Annotated in this window: 15 protein-coding genes and 2 pseudogenes; 7 read left to right on the top strand and 10 right to left on the bottom strand. The window is 68.3% G+C overall.

Going from position 1 to position 16110, the window contains the following annotated elements:
* Positions 1-5: 5 nt before the first annotated feature.
* The 6 genes and pseudogenes from GKZ92_RS01150 to GKZ92_RS01125 all read right to left on the bottom strand — a co-directional run bounded on the left by GKZ92_RS01150 (position 6) and on the right by GKZ92_RS01125 (position 6038).
* Positions 6-557: pseudogene (locus GKZ92_RS01150) on the bottom strand (hypothetical protein).
* Positions 554-1198, bottom strand: a pseudogene (locus GKZ92_RS01145) (aldo/keto reductase). Before GKZ92_RS01145 ends, GKZ92_RS01150 begins: the two co-directional pseudogenes overlap by 4 nt.
* Positions 1199-1381: 183 nt before the next feature.
* Complete coding sequence (locus tag GKZ92_RS01140; protein WP_155224910.1) at positions 1382-2941, bottom strand: HNH endonuclease signature motif containing protein; 1560 nt, start codon at positions 2939-2941, stop codon at positions 1382-1384.
* Between the two features lie 392 nt (positions 2942-3333).
* Complete coding sequence (locus GKZ92_RS01135; RefSeq protein WP_127961953.1) at positions 3334-4272, bottom strand: EamA/RhaT family transporter; 939 nt, start codon at positions 4270-4272, stop codon at positions 3334-3336.
* Between the two features lie 14 nt (positions 4273-4286).
* Positions 4287-5546: a serine--tRNA ligase gene (serS, locus tag GKZ92_RS01130; protein WP_035754227.1), complete on the bottom strand. Its 1260-nt coding sequence runs from the start codon at positions 5544-5546 to the stop codon at positions 4287-4289.
* Between the two features lie 75 nt (positions 5547-5621).
* On the bottom strand, positions 5622-6038 hold the full coding sequence (locus GKZ92_RS01125; protein WP_035754226.1) for an ankyrin repeat domain-containing protein: 417 nt from the start codon (positions 6036-6038) through the stop codon (positions 5622-5624).
* Between the two features lie 96 nt (positions 6039-6134).
* Between GKZ92_RS01125 and GKZ92_RS01120 the strand changes: the two genes are divergently transcribed.
* The 3 genes from GKZ92_RS01120 (at position 6135) to GKZ92_RS01110 (ending at position 8280) form a co-directional block, all read left to right on the top strand.
* Positions 6135-7325, top strand: a complete 1191-nt coding sequence (locus GKZ92_RS01120) for a septum formation family protein (RefSeq protein ID WP_155224909.1) — start codon at positions 6135-6137, stop codon at positions 7323-7325.
* 4 nt (positions 7326-7329) lie between these two features.
* Positions 7330-7680 carry a metallopeptidase family protein gene (locus GKZ92_RS01115; RefSeq protein ID WP_005199266.1) on the top strand — a complete coding sequence of 117 codons (351 nt, stop codon included), beginning with the start codon at positions 7330-7332 and terminating at the stop codon, positions 7678-7680.
* Positions 7681-7779: 99 nt separating this feature from the next.
* Positions 7780-8280, top strand: coding sequence for a hemerythrin domain-containing protein (locus GKZ92_RS01110; RefSeq protein ID WP_127961955.1), 501 nt, complete (start codon positions 7780-7782; stop codon positions 8278-8280).
* Position 8281: 1 nt separating this feature from the next.
* Here the strand turns inward: GKZ92_RS01110 and GKZ92_RS01105 are convergent, their stop codons facing one another.
* Both GKZ92_RS01105 and pheA read right to left on the bottom strand, forming a co-directional pair.
* Complete coding sequence (locus GKZ92_RS01105; protein ID WP_006358838.1) at positions 8282-8941, bottom strand: histidine phosphatase family protein; 660 nt, start codon at positions 8939-8941, stop codon at positions 8282-8284.
* A complete protein-coding gene (pheA, locus tag GKZ92_RS01100) occupies positions 8941-9912 on the bottom strand; it encodes a prephenate dehydratase (RefSeq protein WP_040004122.1) in 972 nt (323 codons plus the stop codon). Before pheA ends, GKZ92_RS01105 begins: the two co-directional genes overlap by 1 nt.
* Before the next feature lie 161 nt (positions 9913-10073).
* On the opposite strand from pheA, the gene GKZ92_RS01095 reads away from it, so the two are divergent.
* Both GKZ92_RS01095 and GKZ92_RS01090 read left to right on the top strand, forming a co-directional pair.
* Positions 10074-10826: a DUF2470 domain-containing protein gene (locus tag GKZ92_RS01095; RefSeq protein ID WP_035754214.1), complete on the top strand. Its 753-nt coding sequence runs from the start codon at positions 10074-10076 to the stop codon at positions 10824-10826.
* Positions 10827-10865: 39 nt separating this feature from the next.
* Complete coding sequence (locus GKZ92_RS01090) at positions 10866-11663, top strand: CPBP family intramembrane glutamic endopeptidase (RefSeq protein ID WP_006358841.1); 798 nt, start codon at positions 10866-10868, stop codon at positions 11661-11663.
* 12 nt (positions 11664-11675) lie between these two features.
* Here GKZ92_RS01090 and GKZ92_RS01085 read toward each other — a convergent pair whose 3' ends face one another.
* Positions 11676-13028: an APC family permease gene (locus GKZ92_RS01085; protein ID WP_006358842.1), complete on the bottom strand. Its 1353-nt coding sequence runs from the start codon at positions 13026-13028 to the stop codon at positions 11676-11678.
* A 253-nt stretch (positions 13029-13281) separates the two neighbouring features.
* Here GKZ92_RS01085 and GKZ92_RS01080 point away from each other — a divergent pair, with 253 nt between their 5' ends.
* Together GKZ92_RS01080 and GKZ92_RS01075 are read left to right on the top strand one after the other, a co-directional pair.
* Positions 13282-14463, top strand: coding sequence for an LCP family protein (locus tag GKZ92_RS01080; protein ID WP_230461878.1), 1182 nt, complete (start codon positions 13282-13284; stop codon positions 14461-14463).
* A gap of 95 nt (positions 14464-14558) precedes the next feature.
* Positions 14559-15095 (top strand): ferritin, encoded by a 537-nt coding sequence (locus tag GKZ92_RS01075; RefSeq protein ID WP_006358844.1) that lies wholly within the window; start codon positions 14559-14561, stop codon positions 15093-15095.
* Between the two features lie 79 nt (positions 15096-15174).
* On the opposite strand, the gene GKZ92_RS01070 is transcribed toward GKZ92_RS01075, so the two are convergent.
* A complete protein-coding gene (locus tag GKZ92_RS01070; RefSeq protein WP_006358845.1) occupies positions 15175-16098 on the bottom strand; it encodes a DUF5926 family protein in 924 nt (307 codons plus the stop codon).
* Positions 16099-16110: the final 12 nt, after the last annotated feature.

The raw sequence follows: 16110 nt of genomic DNA, 5'->3' as shown, positions 1-16110 counted from the left end.
ATCGGTCAGAGACCGGGACCTTCGGCACGCAAGTTGTCCACCTCGTCCATTGCGGCACGCAATTTGCCCAGCCACTCCTCGGTGTGCGCGCCGACCAGCTTGACCGACCAGGCCAACGCGTCGGCCCTCGACCGGGCGACCCCGGCATCGACGAGGGTGTCGAGAACGCGCCGTTCCGGCTACCGGAGCCGCGTCATGACCGGTACCGCAAGGTGGGTGAAGAGGATTCGCTCGTCGCCGACGGCGACACCCCATGACACCTTTCGGGCGTAGCGGGCCTGCGCCTCGTCGGCGATCGACATCCGTTCCGCGCGGGTGTCCTCGCGGAACCTCGACGCCCGCCCCTGCGCTGCGGCCCGTGCGTCGGCGTCGTCGCTGGTCTCGGGCGGCTCCAGGGTTCCGATCACCGTGATCTCGTCGCGGTCGACGGTGACCTCTACGGGTCCGGTGAACCAGGCGTCGGGCAGTCGGCCGGCGAACCACGCGGCGGCATCCCCGGCGTCGGGCAGTTCGGCTTGCTGCCAACCACCACGACGACCACGCGCTACCGCTGTCAGCGACCGATGGTGTCGAGTTCGGCCAGGTCATCGGCGGTCAGCGCGAGGCCGGCGCCCGCGATGTTCTCGCGGAGGTGTGCCGCCGACGACGTCCCGGGGATGAGCAGGATGTTCGGTGAACGCTGAAGCAGCCAGGCCAGTGCGACGGACATGGGTGTGGCGCCCAGGCGGCCGGCGACCCGGGACAGCGCTTCGGACTGCAGCGGCGAGAAGCCGCCGAGCGGAAAGAACGGCACGTACGCGATGCCGTCGGCGGCGAGTTCGTCGATAAGGGCGTCGTCGGCGCGATGGGCGAGGTTGTACATGTTCTGGACGCAGACGATCGGGGCGACGGAACGTGCCTCGGCGTCCCGGGTGGCGCCGACCTTCGTCGCGATGAACAGCGACTCGGGATATGGGTGGAGCGTCTCGCGGATCAGTTCGTTGGTGACGCGAGGTCCATAGGCGTCGCTGGTGTCGATGTGGGTGATGCCCAGTTAGATGACGTCGCGGAGCACGGCCCGGGCCGCGACGGGGTCGGCGGGCGGACCCATCACCCAAGGACCGTCGAGTTACATTGCGCCGTAACCGAATCTGGTGACTGTTGTGTCACCCAGGGTCCAGGTGCCGCCGGGAAGAGGGAGGGATGAGTTCACGATCATGTCTTTCGTTCGGAGTGGTGGCTCAGTTCTTGAAGAAGCTGAGGGGCCAGCGGTGGTGGAACAACGGTCGTGCCGGTGAGGGCGTTGGTCGACGACCGCTCAAGCGTCGCTCGCGGCGAGGGCTCGTAGCCTCCGTCAAGTGACTGCATTACGATTCCTCCACCGACTCAGGCCGGTGGGACTTCAGAAGGGCGGAGGTCCGTCCATCTGCTGACGCCTCTCACGTTCCCGCTGGTTGCGGGCACGTTCGGCCCGCCGGCGTGCGTGTTTGTGCGCGAGCCGGTTGCTGGTGGGCGGGGTGTCGTCCCCGGTGATGACCCGTGGTGTCGGTGGGGCCTGGGGTGGCTGTTCGTAGCGGATACGACGCAGGTTGGGGAAGGAGTCCTCGAGGTTCTCGGCGTCACCGGGAATGACGAACCCTTCGGACGTGCGGTATTCGGTGACCAGGTGGCCGTCGTCGTCGCGGTACTGGACGTCTATCCAGTCGCCGAACGTCTTGTGTAGATGCCCGAACCGGCACTTGGCGTTCAAGTTCTCACTCGCCGTCGCCCCACCCTGGGCGGGGTTGGTGTGGTCGTACTCGGTCACGTGGTCCAGATCGGAGTCGAAAGCCGAACACCCGCAGCCCGGTTCGGTGCAGTACCCATCACGCACCCGCACGAAATCGGCACACGCAGCGGTGGGCCGGTACGGGTCGGCGGCTTGCGCACCGGGGTAGACGATCACGACGTCTTTCGACGGGACGTCCTCGACAACAACGCGGGCCGGGGGTGTGCGCACCGGGGTGACGGGTGTGATGGTCGCGTCGACCCGTTCGGCGAGATCACGCACATGCTCGTCGGAGACGATCCCGTGGCCGTCGACCCAACCGATCCCTGGTGCCCCGGCGAGAGTGGCGGCGTCGGTGACGACGTGGATGACGACCTCGGTGCTCACCGACCGAACGACCTCGGCGGGGTCGGGGATCTCGGCGTCACAGTCCTCTCGCTGGCATTGGCAGTCGAAGATGGTGCCGGTCAGCAATGCGAACATGGCATCGGAGTTGCGCTGGTTACGGTTGCGGCCGTCGTGCGCACACACGGTGTCGGCCAACGCTTTCACCGCTTTCGCGGCGATGCGAATGTTCTCGGCCGCCATCACGCCGGTGATCTCACCGGTGCCGTCGGTGAAGTTCTCGGTCCACATACCGCGCTTGTCCAACGCTTCACGACGCCGCTCCCGCACTGCATCAGGATCGTGACGGAAGACGAGGCGGTCGACCATGTCACGCAGCTTCGGTGTGGTCCAGGCGCCCTTCCTGGTGCGCAGGATGGTTTCGATCTCGGTATCGAGGTCCGCGATGGCCGCGGCGTCGGAGATGAGGTCGGTGCGGGAGATGACCGTCTGGATCAACTGCCGCGACAGGATGCCGTCGCGCAGGGTGGTCAGCACCTTCGGTAGCCGGTCACGCAGGGCGAGCGCTTCACCCACCCACTGATCGGCCTGGTAGCGGGTGATGGCGGCTTCACGGCAGACCCGGGTCACCATCTCGGTGTAGCGGTCGATGAAGAACCCGCCCTGAGTGTTGACCACGAGCTGGTCGTAGACGGTGACGATCGACTCATACCGGCACCACGCCAGATAAGCCTCACCATGGCGGATCGAACCGAACCGTTCCATATGGGTTGCGGTGTCAGACAATTCGGGGTGGGCAGGATCGACCCCGGCGAGGAACCCGCCCGGAAGATCGATCCACTTGCTCACGCTGCCCCCACAACGTCTACAGCCCAACCTGGATGGCTGAATCTGTTACCAACCAATCTAGATCAACCCACCGACAAACGCGGATCCTCCTCCACAAGGTCCCGGTAACCAACACGTTGTGCGCCAGTCGGTTCCATCGACCTCAGTCGGTACCTGCCAGCCGTCGAGCGCATCACGAAGCGCTGCCCGCGAGGTGACTCCGAGTTTGGGAACACCCGATACAGATGCGACGAGACGGTGCGTGGCGTCGATCCGCCCGGTGCGCACTGCGGCCTCACTCGGTGGTCTTCGCGGCCCTGCTGCTCTCCGCCGGCCTGGCTCAGTGACCGGGTGGGACACCGACTGCTGTTCATCGTCGGAATCGGCTAGCGAAACCTGCCGGGTGCCGCGAGCTAGTGGGGTCGGCCCAGCTCCCGCGGCGGATGCCCGTACCCGCGAGGCGCATTTGTGGCGTCGGCCGTCTCGACGGCGGTGACGGCACCCGACGACGCGAGCACCACTCCCCCGCCGACGGCGGCGACGAAGGCGACGATCGCGGCCGGTCCCCAGCCCGCGCGCGTGACGTCACCGAGGAAGGCGATGCCCACCGCGCCCGGGAGAACCGTCTGCCCGACGACGAGTGCTGCCGCGGCACCGTTCACCGATCCGGTCTGGAGTGCCACGGTGAACAGGTAGAAGCCGCCGATCCCGCTGAGCAGCAACGCATACAGAGCCGGGTCGGTGAACAGCACGGTGAGGTCGAGGGGGTCCAGGCCGTCGAGGATGCGGGACGCCACCGCCATCACACCGAACACGGCGCCGGCGATGAGACCGGTGACAGTGGCGATGTGAGTCTTCAAGCGCCGCATCACGATCAGGCCGAGCAAGATCAGCGCGGGACCGGCGACCAGGACGGCCCACCGCATCCACGCAGTGTGGTCCACGCCCTCGCGACCGGCCGACACCGCCAGCAGGATCAGCGACGCCACGACCACCGCACCGGCGATCCAATCACGCATCGTGAGGCCGACTTTCAGCACGACCATGGCGAGGAGCGCCGTGGCGACCAACCGGGCCGAGATGATGGTCTGCGACAGGAACAGCGGGATCAGACGGGCCGACGCGATCGTCGCGATGAACCCGATGATGTCGAACACGAACCCGACCAGGAACGGCACCGTCAGCATCGTCAGCGCGGTGGACTTCAACGACGGGTGGGCCGCCGCGGATCGTCGACGCTCCTCACGGATGGCGGCGCGCTGCGAGACCTGCTCGGCGCCCAGCGCCTGGAGAACGGCCGCGGCGGCAAACGCCAGCGCACCGATCACCGCGATGACGATCCCGCTGGTCATGACCCAGGCTCAGATCAACGAGGCGTGAGGACGTCGGTGCCGACGAACTTCGCAAGCTCGGGCGGCAGTTTCACCGAACCGTCGGGCTGCTGGTGGTTCTCGAGGATGGCCACCAGCCAGCGGGTGGTCGCGAGTGTGCCGTTGAGCGTCGCCGCGGTCTGCGGCTTCCCGTTCTCGTCGCGGTAGCGGATCGAGAGACGGCGGGCCTGGAACGTCGTGCAGTTCGACGTCGACGTGAGCTCGCGGTAGGCGTTCTGGGTGGGAACCCAAGCCTCGCAGTCGAACTTGCGCGACGCCGACGAACCGAGGTCGCCACCCGCGACGTCGATGACACGGTAGGGCACGTCGATCGCGGCCAGCATGTCCTTCTCCCAGCCCAGCAGACGCTGGTGCTCGGCCTCGGCGTCCTCGGGCCTGCAGTAGATGAAGCCCTCGACCTTGTCGAACTGGTGCACGCGGATGATGCCGCGGGTGTCCTTGCCGTAGCTGCCGGCCTCCCGGCGGAAGCAGGTCGACCAGCCGGCGTACCGCTTCGGGCCGTCGGACAGGTCCAGGATCTCGTCCATGTGGTAGCCGGCGAGCGGCACCTCCGAGGTGCCGACCAGGTACAGGTCGTCGTCCTTGTCGAGGTGGTAAACCTCGTCGGCGTGGGCGCCGAGGAAGCCGGTGCCCTCCATGACCTCCGGACGCACCAGGACGGGCGGGACCATCAGCGTGAAGCCGTTGGCGGCAGCCTTCTGCGCGGCCATGTTGAGCAGGCCGAGCTGCAGGAAGGCGCCCTGCCCGGTGAGGAAGTAGAACCGCGAACCCGACACCTTGGCGCCGCGCTCCATGTCGAGCAGACCGAGCGACTCGCCCAGTTCGAGATGATCCTTCGGGTTCTCGATGTCGCGGGGCTCTCCGACGTGCTCGAGGACGATGTAGTCGTCCTCGCCACCCGCGGGGGCCTCCGGCGCGACGATGTTGGAGATCGCGCGGTGGGCCTTCGCGGCGGCCTCATCGGCCTCGGACTGACGCGCGACGGCGGCCTTGACCTGCTCGGCGAGCTCCTTGCCCTTGGCGAGCAGCGCCTGCTTCTCGTCGCCCTGCGCCTTGCCGACCTGTTTTCCGAGAGCCTTCTGCTCGGAGCGCAACGTGTCGGCGTCGACGATGGCCGCACGACGGGCCGCATCGGCATCGAGCAGGGCATCCACCAGGCCGGGGTCCTCGCCGCGAGTGCGCTGCGAAGTACGGACCAGATCCGGGTCGTCACGAACAATCTTCAGGTCGATCACGCCTTCAAACCCTACTTGAGCGCGCGATGCGAACCCGATCACGCCACCGAAGTGAAACCCGGGCCCGCCCGCAGGTCAGCTCCAGAGCGCCCGGAGATCGTCGCGGCCGAACATCGCGGCGGCGTCGGCGGCCGACGGGGTGCCTCCGTGCGGATCGGCCCCGGCGTCGACGAGCAGCCGGACCACGTCGTCGAATCCCTTGAACACCGCGCCGGCCAGCGGGGTCTGTCCGCGGTCGTTGGCGAGGTCGGGATCGGCGCCGCGGGACAGCAGCACCGAGACCGCCGACGCGCGGCCGTGATAGGCGGCGAGCATCAGCAGCGAGTCGCCGGACTGGTTGCGCAGGTTCACCGGCACCCCGGCATCGACGTAGCCGCTCAGCGTGGCGGCGTCGCCGGAGCGGGCCATCTCGAACAGGCGCGTGGCCAGTTCGACCACCTCGGCGTCCGGGGTCGCGTCCGGACCGGGCACGGGAGAGGAATCGGCGGGCATTCCCGCGAGTGTAGGCAGCTCTCGCCGCAGTGGCTGGTGCCCGCATCGACTGATGCGGGTGTGCCCAGCCGGATCGACCAGGCATGATGGATCCCGATGAACGAGCCCGACCCTGATCGCGACAAGCCCGACCACGACGCGCACGACGCCATCGACGACGATTTCACCGCCGTCGACCCGGTCGAACCGCACGACGAGCCGGTCAATGCCGCCGGCCGGCCCCCACGAAACGCCACGCGCAATCCCGTCTTCGTCGTCCTGGCCGCGATCGTCGTCGGCGCACTCGTCGCCGGCGGTATCGCCTTGGCGATGGGCGTCTTCGACGACGCCGGCAGCGTCGGCGGCAGCAAGGTCGGCGAGGGCGAACGACTCGTCCAGAACGCCTTCACCCAGTCCGTCGCCGGCGACTGCCTGGACTGGCCCGAGGGGAACCCCGGGCAGCCGACCGCAGTCGAATGCGCGCAGAAGCACCGCTTCGAGGTGGCCGGCGGCATCGACACCTCGCTCATCCCCGGCGTCGAGTTCGGTGAGGACGCGCTGTGGCCCGGGCCCGAGCGTTTCGCCGCCATCCGCGACGAGCAGTGTCCGGTGATCGTCGACCAGTACCTCGACGGTCGCCTCGATCCGCAGGGCCGCTTCTCGGTCGGCATGATGTACCCGTCGCAGGCCCAGTGGGACAAGGGCGCCCGGCAGCTGCGCTGCGGGGTCCAGGAAGACGGGGCCAACGGTCAGCCCGTGCAGTTCTCCGGCCGCGTCGCCGACCAGAACCAGTCGTATGTGTGGCCCGAGGGAACGTGCATCGGCATCGACCCCGAGAACCGCAACCCCACCGGATTTCCGGTCAACTGCGCCGAGCCGCACGCCTTCCAGACCACCGGCATCGTCGACCTCGCGGTCCGCTTCGGCGACCGGATGTCGAACAAGCCGTGGCCCGCGACCGGCGCCCAGAACAACTACCTCGGCTCGATCTGCCCGAAGCAGGCCGAACGATTCGCCGGCGGCGCGGCCGCTCTCGACAAGACGACACTGAACGTGCAGTGGTCGGTTCTCAGCGAGCCGAGCTGGCTCGCCGGCAGCCGAAAGGTGGTCTGCTACCTCGGGCTGCCCGACAAGCGCGGCGGATTCGCCACCCTCGTCGGCGACGCCAAGGACGGGGCACTGCTGATCAACGGCAAGGCGCCCGTCCCGCCGCCCGCTGCTCCGCCCGGTCGCGCTCTCCCGACGCCGGTGCCGCTCCCGCCGGGAATCGCACCGAACCCCGACCAGGCCCCCGCCCCGGCGGGCTGACCCCATGGCCGTCCCGATGTCCGACGACGAGTTCGACGGGCTGGTCTCCGACGCACTGGACACCATCCCGTCGGAACTCACCGGCGCGATGAACAACGTGGTCATCCTCGTCGAGCCGTACAACCCCGAGGAGCCCGACATCCTCGGGCTGTACCAGGGCGTGGCGCTGACCCTGCGCGACCACGACTACGGCGGATTCCTACCGGACACGATCACGATCTACCGGGACCCGATCCTGGCGATGTGCAATTCGCGCGACGAGGTGGTGCACGAGGTCGCGGTCACCGTCATGCACGAGATCGCCCACCACTTCGGGATCGACGACGCCTGGCTGCACGCCAACGGCTGGGGCTAGGAACCCCGCCGGGACCCCGGCTCAGGTGAGATGTTTCAGCGCGGGCGTATTGCGGAATACCGAGATTCCGATGTCCAGCCCACATCCAGGAGTTCCGCCATGTCCACCGACGCCATCGTCATCCTGAAGGACGACCACAAAGAGATCCGCAAACTCTTCCGCGACTTCAAGTCCCAGGGCCCGAACGCCACCAAGACCAAGGGCAAGATCGTCGACAAGATCATCGAGGCCCTCACCGTGCACACCTACATCGAGAACGAGTGCATGTACCCCGAGATCCGTAAGCGCGTACCCGATCTCGAGGACGACATCCTCGAGTCCTACGAGGAACACCACGTTGCCGACGTCCTCGTCGTCGAGCTCGCCGCGTTGAAGCCGGACTCCGAGCGGTTCGACGCCAAGACGACCGTGCTGATCGAGAACGTCGAGCACCACATCGAGGAAGAAGAGGACGAGTGGTTCCCGAAGGTGCGGGAGGCCCTCGGCCGCAAGGATCTCCAGGAGATCGGCGAAGAGATGCTCCGGCTCAAGGAGAAGGCACCGCGTCGCCCGTCGCAGCCGTCGGCGTTGAAGAAGACGGTCGACGCGATCATCAAGTGAACTAGCCCATGGGGTCGTCGACCAGCGGCTCGTCGACCCGATCGAACGGTGCGGTCTCGGCGCCCCAGCGGTGGCAGACCCAGATGCCGTCGGCGTACTCGAGTTCGATCGAGCCGGTGTTGCCGAGGTGCGTCGCCGCGGCGAAGCGGGAGTCGATGCCGGCCAGGCGCGCCGCGATGAGTCGGATCGCCGCACCGTGGCTGACCAGGAACACATCACGTGGTTCGGTTCCGGTCAGATACGAGCGTGCGAGGTCGTCGACGGTCGGGATGTAGCGGTCGTAGACCATCGCGAGCGACTCGCCGCCGGGGATGCGCACATCGAGGTCACCGGCGTGCCACTTCTCCATGACGTCGTGGAAGACGTGGTGGGCCTCGCGGTCGCTGCGGTCCTCGAGCTCGCCGGCCTGGACCTCGTGCACGCCGTCGACGGCCTCGGTGTGGACGTCCCACACCGAGCCGATCAGTTCGGCGGTCTGCCGGGCGCGCCGGGCCTCCGAGCTGAACAAGACCGCCTCGCGCTCGGGTCGGTTCTCCAGCCCGAACCGGGCGCCTTGTCGCGCACCGAAATCGGTGAGTGCCGCGCCGGGGAGGGCGGTGTCGAGTCGGCGCATGACGTTCGCGGTGGTCTCGCCGTGCCGGACGAGATGCAGGCGCGCCATCACACCTCTCCCTGTCGCAGCGAGTCGATCCAGGCCAGCGACTCGGCGTGGTCGGGAGGTGCCGATCCCGTGGTCCGTACCGCGGGCCACGAACCGACGTAGACGACCCGTTCACACCGGCGATGCAGTGCCGCAAGGGCTTCCGCGACCGCTGCGTCGTCGATGTGGCCGACGGCGTCGAGGAAGAACCGGTAGCGACCGGCGATGGCCCGCCCCTCCGCCTCGTCGCGCTGCGGCCGGGATTCGATGCGAGTGAGATCGATTCCCCGCGAGGCGAATTCGTTCATCGCGTGCATCAGGCTACCGGGCTCGTTGGACAGGTCGAGGATGACCGACGTGCGGTCCGTGCCGGTCCGTCGCGTCGGGACCGCGGGGCGTCCGAGGACGAGGAACCGCGTGGTGGCCTCCTTCGCGTCGCAGACACCGTCGGCGATCACGGTCAGATCCGACAACCCCGCCGCGAGACCGGTCGTCACCGCGGCGTCGGCCTTGCCGGACGCGACGTCGAGCGCCGCAGCAGCATTCGATCCGGACGTGACGAACTCCGCGTTCGGGAAGAGCTTGGCCACGGATTGACGGACCTGCGCAGCCGCCACCGGGTAGGCCGCGATGGTGCGGACGTCCTCCGGGGCGAGCGGGCCGGTCGCGGCGATCGCGAACGCGATGTCGAGGACGGTCTCGGCGAACACCTGCACGCGCCCGTCGGTACCGGACCGCGCCGGTGGTACGAGGGCGTCCATCGTCGCCGGCACCGACCCCTCGAGCGAACTCTCGATGGGCACACAGCCGTAGTCGGCCTCCCCGCTGCGGACCATCGCGATGGTGGCAGCCGGGCTCGAGGCGTCGACCTTGGTGACGTCACTCGAGAGGTCGAGACCCCCGAGTGCGGGGTCATGGGCGGCGAGGGCCGCGTCGAGTGCCATCTCGGTGAAGGTTCCGGGCGGGCCGAAGTAGGCGATCACAGGCACCACACGAGCCTAGTGGACGCCGGTGATCACTCCGTTCAGGCCGCAATCCCCGGGAGCCGACGGTCCGAGGACCCGTTGACGACCACGCCAACCGTATTTAGGTTAGGGTTACCTTTTAACAGCCGCCGAGCACCGCAGCCGCCCGCGCCGACCGGAGAGACAACATGACGCGTACGACGACCGACCGACCCACGGATGCCGAGATGATCCAGACGGCCTGCCGTCGAGTCGGCTCCGCCATCCTCGCCATCGAGGGCGCCGACACCACGCCGATCGGCGTCGTCCACCTCTTCGAATCCCAGGCCTTCGTCCTCGTACCCACCGACGGCGACGCCGTGGCTGCCGTCGACGGCGCCGAGGGCACACCCGCGATGCTCGAGGTCACCGACTGGGCGCCCATCGACCTGCGCGAACGGGTCCGGTCGGTGATCTGGCTCAACGGGACGCTCCACGAGGTGCCCCGTGACCTCGAGCGCGACCTGGCCATCGAGATCGCCGGCGAGCACCCCGACGACGGCCTGCTCGACATCGGCCACGGCGCGTCGATGCTCCGCCTCCAGGTCGACTCCGCGGTGCTGGCATCCAGTTCCGGTGCGACGTCGGTGTCGGCCGCCGAACTGGCCGACGCCACCCCCGACCCGTTCTGGGAGTGCGAGGCCGGCTGGCTCGAGCACCTCGACGCCGACCACGCCGACCTCGTCGGCCAGTTGGCCCGCAAGCTGCCCACGGACCTGCGCCAGGGCCGTGTACGCCCCCTCGGCCTCGACCGGTTCGGCATACGCTTCCGCATCGAGGGCGCCGACGGCGACTCCGACGTCCGGCTGCCCTTCCCCCGCCCGGTCTCGGACGTCTTCGAGCTGTCCCGGGCACTGCGCAACCTCGCCGGTTGCCCGTTCATGAACTCGATGCGCGACTGACCCGCATCGCCGGCTGCGAGGGGTTCTAGGCTGACCGGCATGCCTCTGCGCGAGTACCTGCGGCCGTCGCCCCACGGCATCCCGGTCGTCACCGACCGTGTCGAGCGTCGCGGTCTGATCGCCGAGCTCGTCATCGTCGGAATACTGACCTTTGCGTTCTCCGCGGCCTCGGCCGCGCTCGCACTCCTCGAAGCCCAACTCGCCGGCGGCATCGGCGGGACCACTGTCGCCCTCAACCCCAGCCGCTCCGACCTCGCCCTCATCGACGCCGCGCGCCAGATGATGAGCATCCTCAGGCTGTTCGCCATCGCCGCGCTCGGCGTGTACCTGCTGTGGCGGAGCGGGCTCGGACTGTCGCGCGTCGGCCTCGGCCGGTGGACCCCGCGACGCGACGTGCCCGCGGGACTCGTCCTCGCGGCCGTCATCGGCCTCCCCGGACTCGCACTGGTCGCGGTCGCCCGCGTCTTCGGACTCAACGCGAGCCTCGTCCCCAGCCAGGCGGACACCTGGTGGGAATGGCCGGTGCTGATCCTCATCGCGATCGGCAACGCGGCCGCCGAGGAGATCGTGGTGGTCGCCTACTTCATCACCCGGCTCCGCCAGCTCGGGGTCTCGGACGTCAAGTCGCTCGCCGCGAGTGCCGTGCTCCGCGGTGGCTACCACCTGTATCAAGGCTTCGGCGCCGGTCTCGGCAACGTGGTGATGGGCGTCGTCTACGGCCGGTTCTACCAGGTCACCGGCCGGGCCTGGCCGCTCGTCATCGCCCACGGCGTCATCGACGTCGTCGCCTTCATCGGCTACGCGCTGCTACGCGATCACCTCTCCTGGGTCGGCTGACACCCGGACCGGTCACCCGCGGTCCTCGGCGTGCTTGCCCGATCCGGTGGCACGGGCCAGCCCGAAGAGTGCCAGCCCGACGAGCATCAGGAGGCCGGCGCGCAGCCAGGTCTCCGCGTTCTGCTGGGTCAGCAGGACGATGCACGTCACGATCGCCAGCACCGGCACGATCGTCCACGCCCGGAAGTGGTCGGTGTCGGCGCGTTCGCGCCGCAGCACCAGGACCGCGACGTTGGTGCTGAGGAAGACGAACAGCAACAGCAGCACCACGGTCTCGGCCAGCGCCGCCACCGAGCCGGTCGCCGAGAGCACCATCGCGATGGCGGTCGTGGCGATGATCGACGCCCACGGCGTACGTCGACCGGGTAGGACCTTCGCCAGCGGGGTGGGCAGCAGACCATCGCGGGCCATTCCGAAGGTCAACCGTGAGGCCATGATCATCGTGAGCAGCGCGCCGTTGGCGACGGCGATGAGGGCGATCAGCGAGAACAGTTGGTCCGGGGCACCGACGTCGGCGATCGTGACCACCTCGAGCAGCGGACCCGACGAGCCGGCGAGCTCATCCGGCGACACCACGGTCGAGACCGCGAGGCCCACGAGTACGTAGACGACACCGGCGGTGATCAGCGAGCCGAACAGCGCCTTCGGGTAGACCCGACGCACGTCGCGGACCTCCTCGGCCACGTTGGCCGACGTCTCGAATCCCACAAACGAGTAGTAGGCGAGCAACGCGCCGCTCAGAACCGCGAGTGCGGGCGTCGTCGAACTGTCGAACTCGAACACACGATGCGGTTCGCCGTCTCCCCGACCGAGGACGATGCCCGCCAGGACGACGACCAGCACCAGACCCGACACCTCGATGACCGTCATCACGACGTTCGCCCGCACCGACTCGCTGATGCCACGTGCGTTCAGTGCCGCGATCGCGACCAGAAAGACGAGGGCGGTGACGGTGGTGGGCGCGTTCACGAACGTCTTGAAGTAGTCACCCGCGAACGCCAACGCCAGGCCGGCGGCGCTCGTGACACCAGCGGCCAGCATGCAGAACCCGACCAGGAACGAGACCAGCGACGACCGGTAGGCCTGCCGCGCGAAGACCGCGGCACCACCGGCCTGCGGATACTTGGTGACCAGCTCGGCATACGACCCCGCGGTCAACAGCGCCATGACGAGAGCCACCACGAGCGGTACCCAGATCGCACCGCCCACCTCGCCGGCGATCTCGCCCACGAGCGCATAGATCCCGGCGCCCAGCACGTCGCCGAGGATGAACAGGAACAGCATCTTGCCGGAGATCGCGCGCCGGAGCGGAGTGCGATCGTCACCGGTCTCGGTGTCTGGCCGGGCGGCCACGTCGTCGGTCATGGCGAGCCGGATACCCCGTCGCGGGCCGATCGAGTCCTGTGATCTGCGTCGAATCCGTGCCGGGCACCCGTGGATGCGTACATTGGTTGGGATGAACGAGCAGGACCCGCCGATCATTCGGCGCGGTCGTCCGGGGCCACAGGTACCGTCCGGGCGGCCGGCAGGAGGCATACCGCCACGCCAGGGGCCTCCTCCCGGTGGACCCCACCGACCCCATCCGCAGGGTCCCGCTCCCGCCGCACACCCCCAGGCGATGCCTCGAATCCCCGCGCAGGGTCCGCCGCCGCGTCGGGCGCCCGGCCCTGCCCCGGCAGCCGGCCCGATTCCGGGGAGGGGTGCCGCCCCGGGCCAGTACGCCCCCACCCAGAAACCCGAACCGATCCCGGCCGGTGAGCGTCGAGGTGACCGCGCCCGATCGTTGGCACGTCCGCCCGCTCCGCCGGTCGGCACCCCGCCCGCTGCGAAGCCGACACGCCCCCGGCGTCGTCGGCGGCGCACCCTGCGGGTCGGCAGGATCCTGCTGATCCTGCTGCTCGTGTTCGTACTCGGCAGCGCCGGACTGCTCTTCTACTACGACTCGCGACTCGACCGCATCGACGCGCTACCCGCCTACGCCGGACGGCCGTCGGACACCCCCGGAACCAACTGGCTCATCGTCGGCACCGACTCCCGCTCCGATCTGTCCGACGCACAGCGCACCAACCTGTCGACCGGTGACGCCGACGGCTCCCGCACCGACACGATCATGCTGGTCCACAATCCGCCGGGGAGCGGGAAGGCGACGGTCGTCAGCATCCCCCGCGATCTCTTCGTCGAGATCCCCGGCCACGGAAGCCTGAAAGTCAACGCGTCGTACAACATCGGCGGTCCGGCACTGCTGGTGCAGACCGTCGAGAACCTGACCGGCATCCACATCGACCACTACGCCGAGATCGGCTTCGGCGGTTTCGACACCCTCGTCGACGCCGTCGGCGGTGTCGACATGTGCATCGATCAACCGCTCAACGACCCCAAGGCCGGACTCAAACTGGCCAAGGGCTGCCACCACCTGAACGGCCGCCAGGCACTCGGTCTCGTCCGTACCCGAGCCTTCCCGCGCGCCGACCTCGAACGCGTCATCAACCAGCGGAAATTCCTCGCCGCCCTGGTCTCCCGCGCGACGAGCCCGGCCGTCCTGCTCAACCCGTTCCGGTTGTTCGGCTTCATCGGCGGCGCGATCGACTCCCTCACCGTCGACGAACGCGACCACATCTGGAACCTGGCCTCGCTGATGTTCGCCCTCCGGGACCCAGTGACAACCACCACACCCACGGGTGAGAGCGTCTACACCGATGACGGCCTGGCACTGCCGGTCACAGAGACGACCGAGCAGTTCTTCGGTCTCTTACGTGCAGGTCAGCCCATCCCCGACGAGCTGCTCGTCGACGCCGGGTGACCGGGGTGGCCAGGTTGCCCAAAGACAGGTCAGACTTGCCTTACTTAGCCTGAACTTGCTGGTAGAAGGCGCTTTTCGGCACCTACGATGAGCGAATGACCGAATTCACGAAGTTCCACCAGCTGCTGCACGACCAGATCGGCAACGAGTTCTACGCCTCGCAGCAGTACATCGCGGTCGCCACCTACTTCGACAACCACGACATGCCGCAGTTGGCCAAGCTCTTCTACCGGCAGGCCGTCGAAGAGCGCAATCACGCGATGATCATCGTGCAGTACTTCCTCGACCGCGACATGGAGGTCGAGATCCCCGGGGTCTCCGCCCCGAACAACAAGTTCGAGGACTACAAGGCGCCCATCGAGTTGGCGCTCGAGCAGGAGAAGACGGTCACCCAGCAGATCGTCGACCTGGCCAAGTCGGCCCGTGACACCGGCGACTACCTCGGTGAGCAGTTCGTGCAGTGGTTCCTCAAGGAGCAGGTCGAGGAGGTCGCCACCATGACGACGCTGCAGACCATCGCCGACCGCTGCAAGGGCAACCTGTTCGACCTCGAGAACTTCGTCGAACGCGAGTTCAACGGCCCCGAGACCGACGACCCGACCGCACCTCCCGTCGCCGGCGGCAACATCTAGCCTCCGACCAGCAGACGATCTCGGCGGCGCGACTTCACCGAAGTCGCGCCGCCGAAACGGTTTTCGAGGGTTTCCTCGTCTAACGCAGAGTGACCTGGCGGCCGCGGATGCCGTCGCGCGAACTGCGCTCGGCGATGGTCAGCTCCGAGGAGTCGGCAAGCGCCTCGCCCAGCCACTGGTCGAGCTGATTGAGACCCGCCTGCCACTCCTCGTGGTGCATCTCGCTGTCGAGGTCGAACACCGGGACCAGCAGCCCGTGGGTGCGGAACGACCCCGCGAAGCGCGAGCCCTCACCCATCGTCAGACGCCCGGCCGCATGCAGGCGGGCCATCGCGGCCATGAGGTCGTCCTCGGGCTCGGGACGAATCCACCGCAGATGTGCCCGCTCGCCGGCATCGACCCACCACGGGGCGCCGGAACCGCTGTCGACGACGAGGCGCGCGGTCGGCAGCACGGAATCGTTGGCGCGCTCGAACATCGGGGCGATCTCGGCAGGAACCTCGGTGCCCTCCGGGAACCACCACGAGAAGTCCTGGTGCACGGTGATGTCCAGGACCGCGTCGGCCTTCAGCACCTCGTCGAGCGAGGGGGATTCGTCGGCGGCTTCCAGATCGAACTCGCTACCGGCGTCTGCGTGGGCTGCCCAGGCGATCGCGGCCGCCAGTTCGACGGGGAGCGCCATTCGGTCGGGCTCTGTCTGCAACCCGACCAAACCCTCTGTCGCGCCACCGGATTCACGTGCGAGTGCAGGCCCGGCACCCGGCAGGATCGTCACGATGGAGACGTCGTTGCGCGTGTCGGCAGGCTCCGTCAGCTCGAGACGTGCGGTCGCCGATGCGACGAAGGTCCGCAGTGCGACGAAGTCGCACTCGGAGGCCAGCCCCGCGAAGGGGCGCGGCGGCGGTGCCATCGACGCCGCCTGCCGAGCCTTACGAGCGGCGACCCGCTCGGCGCGATTGCTTCCCGGGCGGGGTCCACTGCCCCGCTTGCTCTTCTTGCCCATCGGTCCACTCTC

Origin of the sequence: Gordonia sp. 135 (assembly GCF_009720185.1) — a bacterium.
In the GTDB taxonomy this organism is placed as follows: domain Bacteria; phylum Actinomycetota; class Actinomycetes; order Mycobacteriales; family Mycobacteriaceae; genus Gordonia; species Gordonia alkanivorans.
The sequence above is the reverse complement of the archived record's forward strand: the minus strand, read 5'-3'. Positions and strand labels throughout refer to the sequence as shown.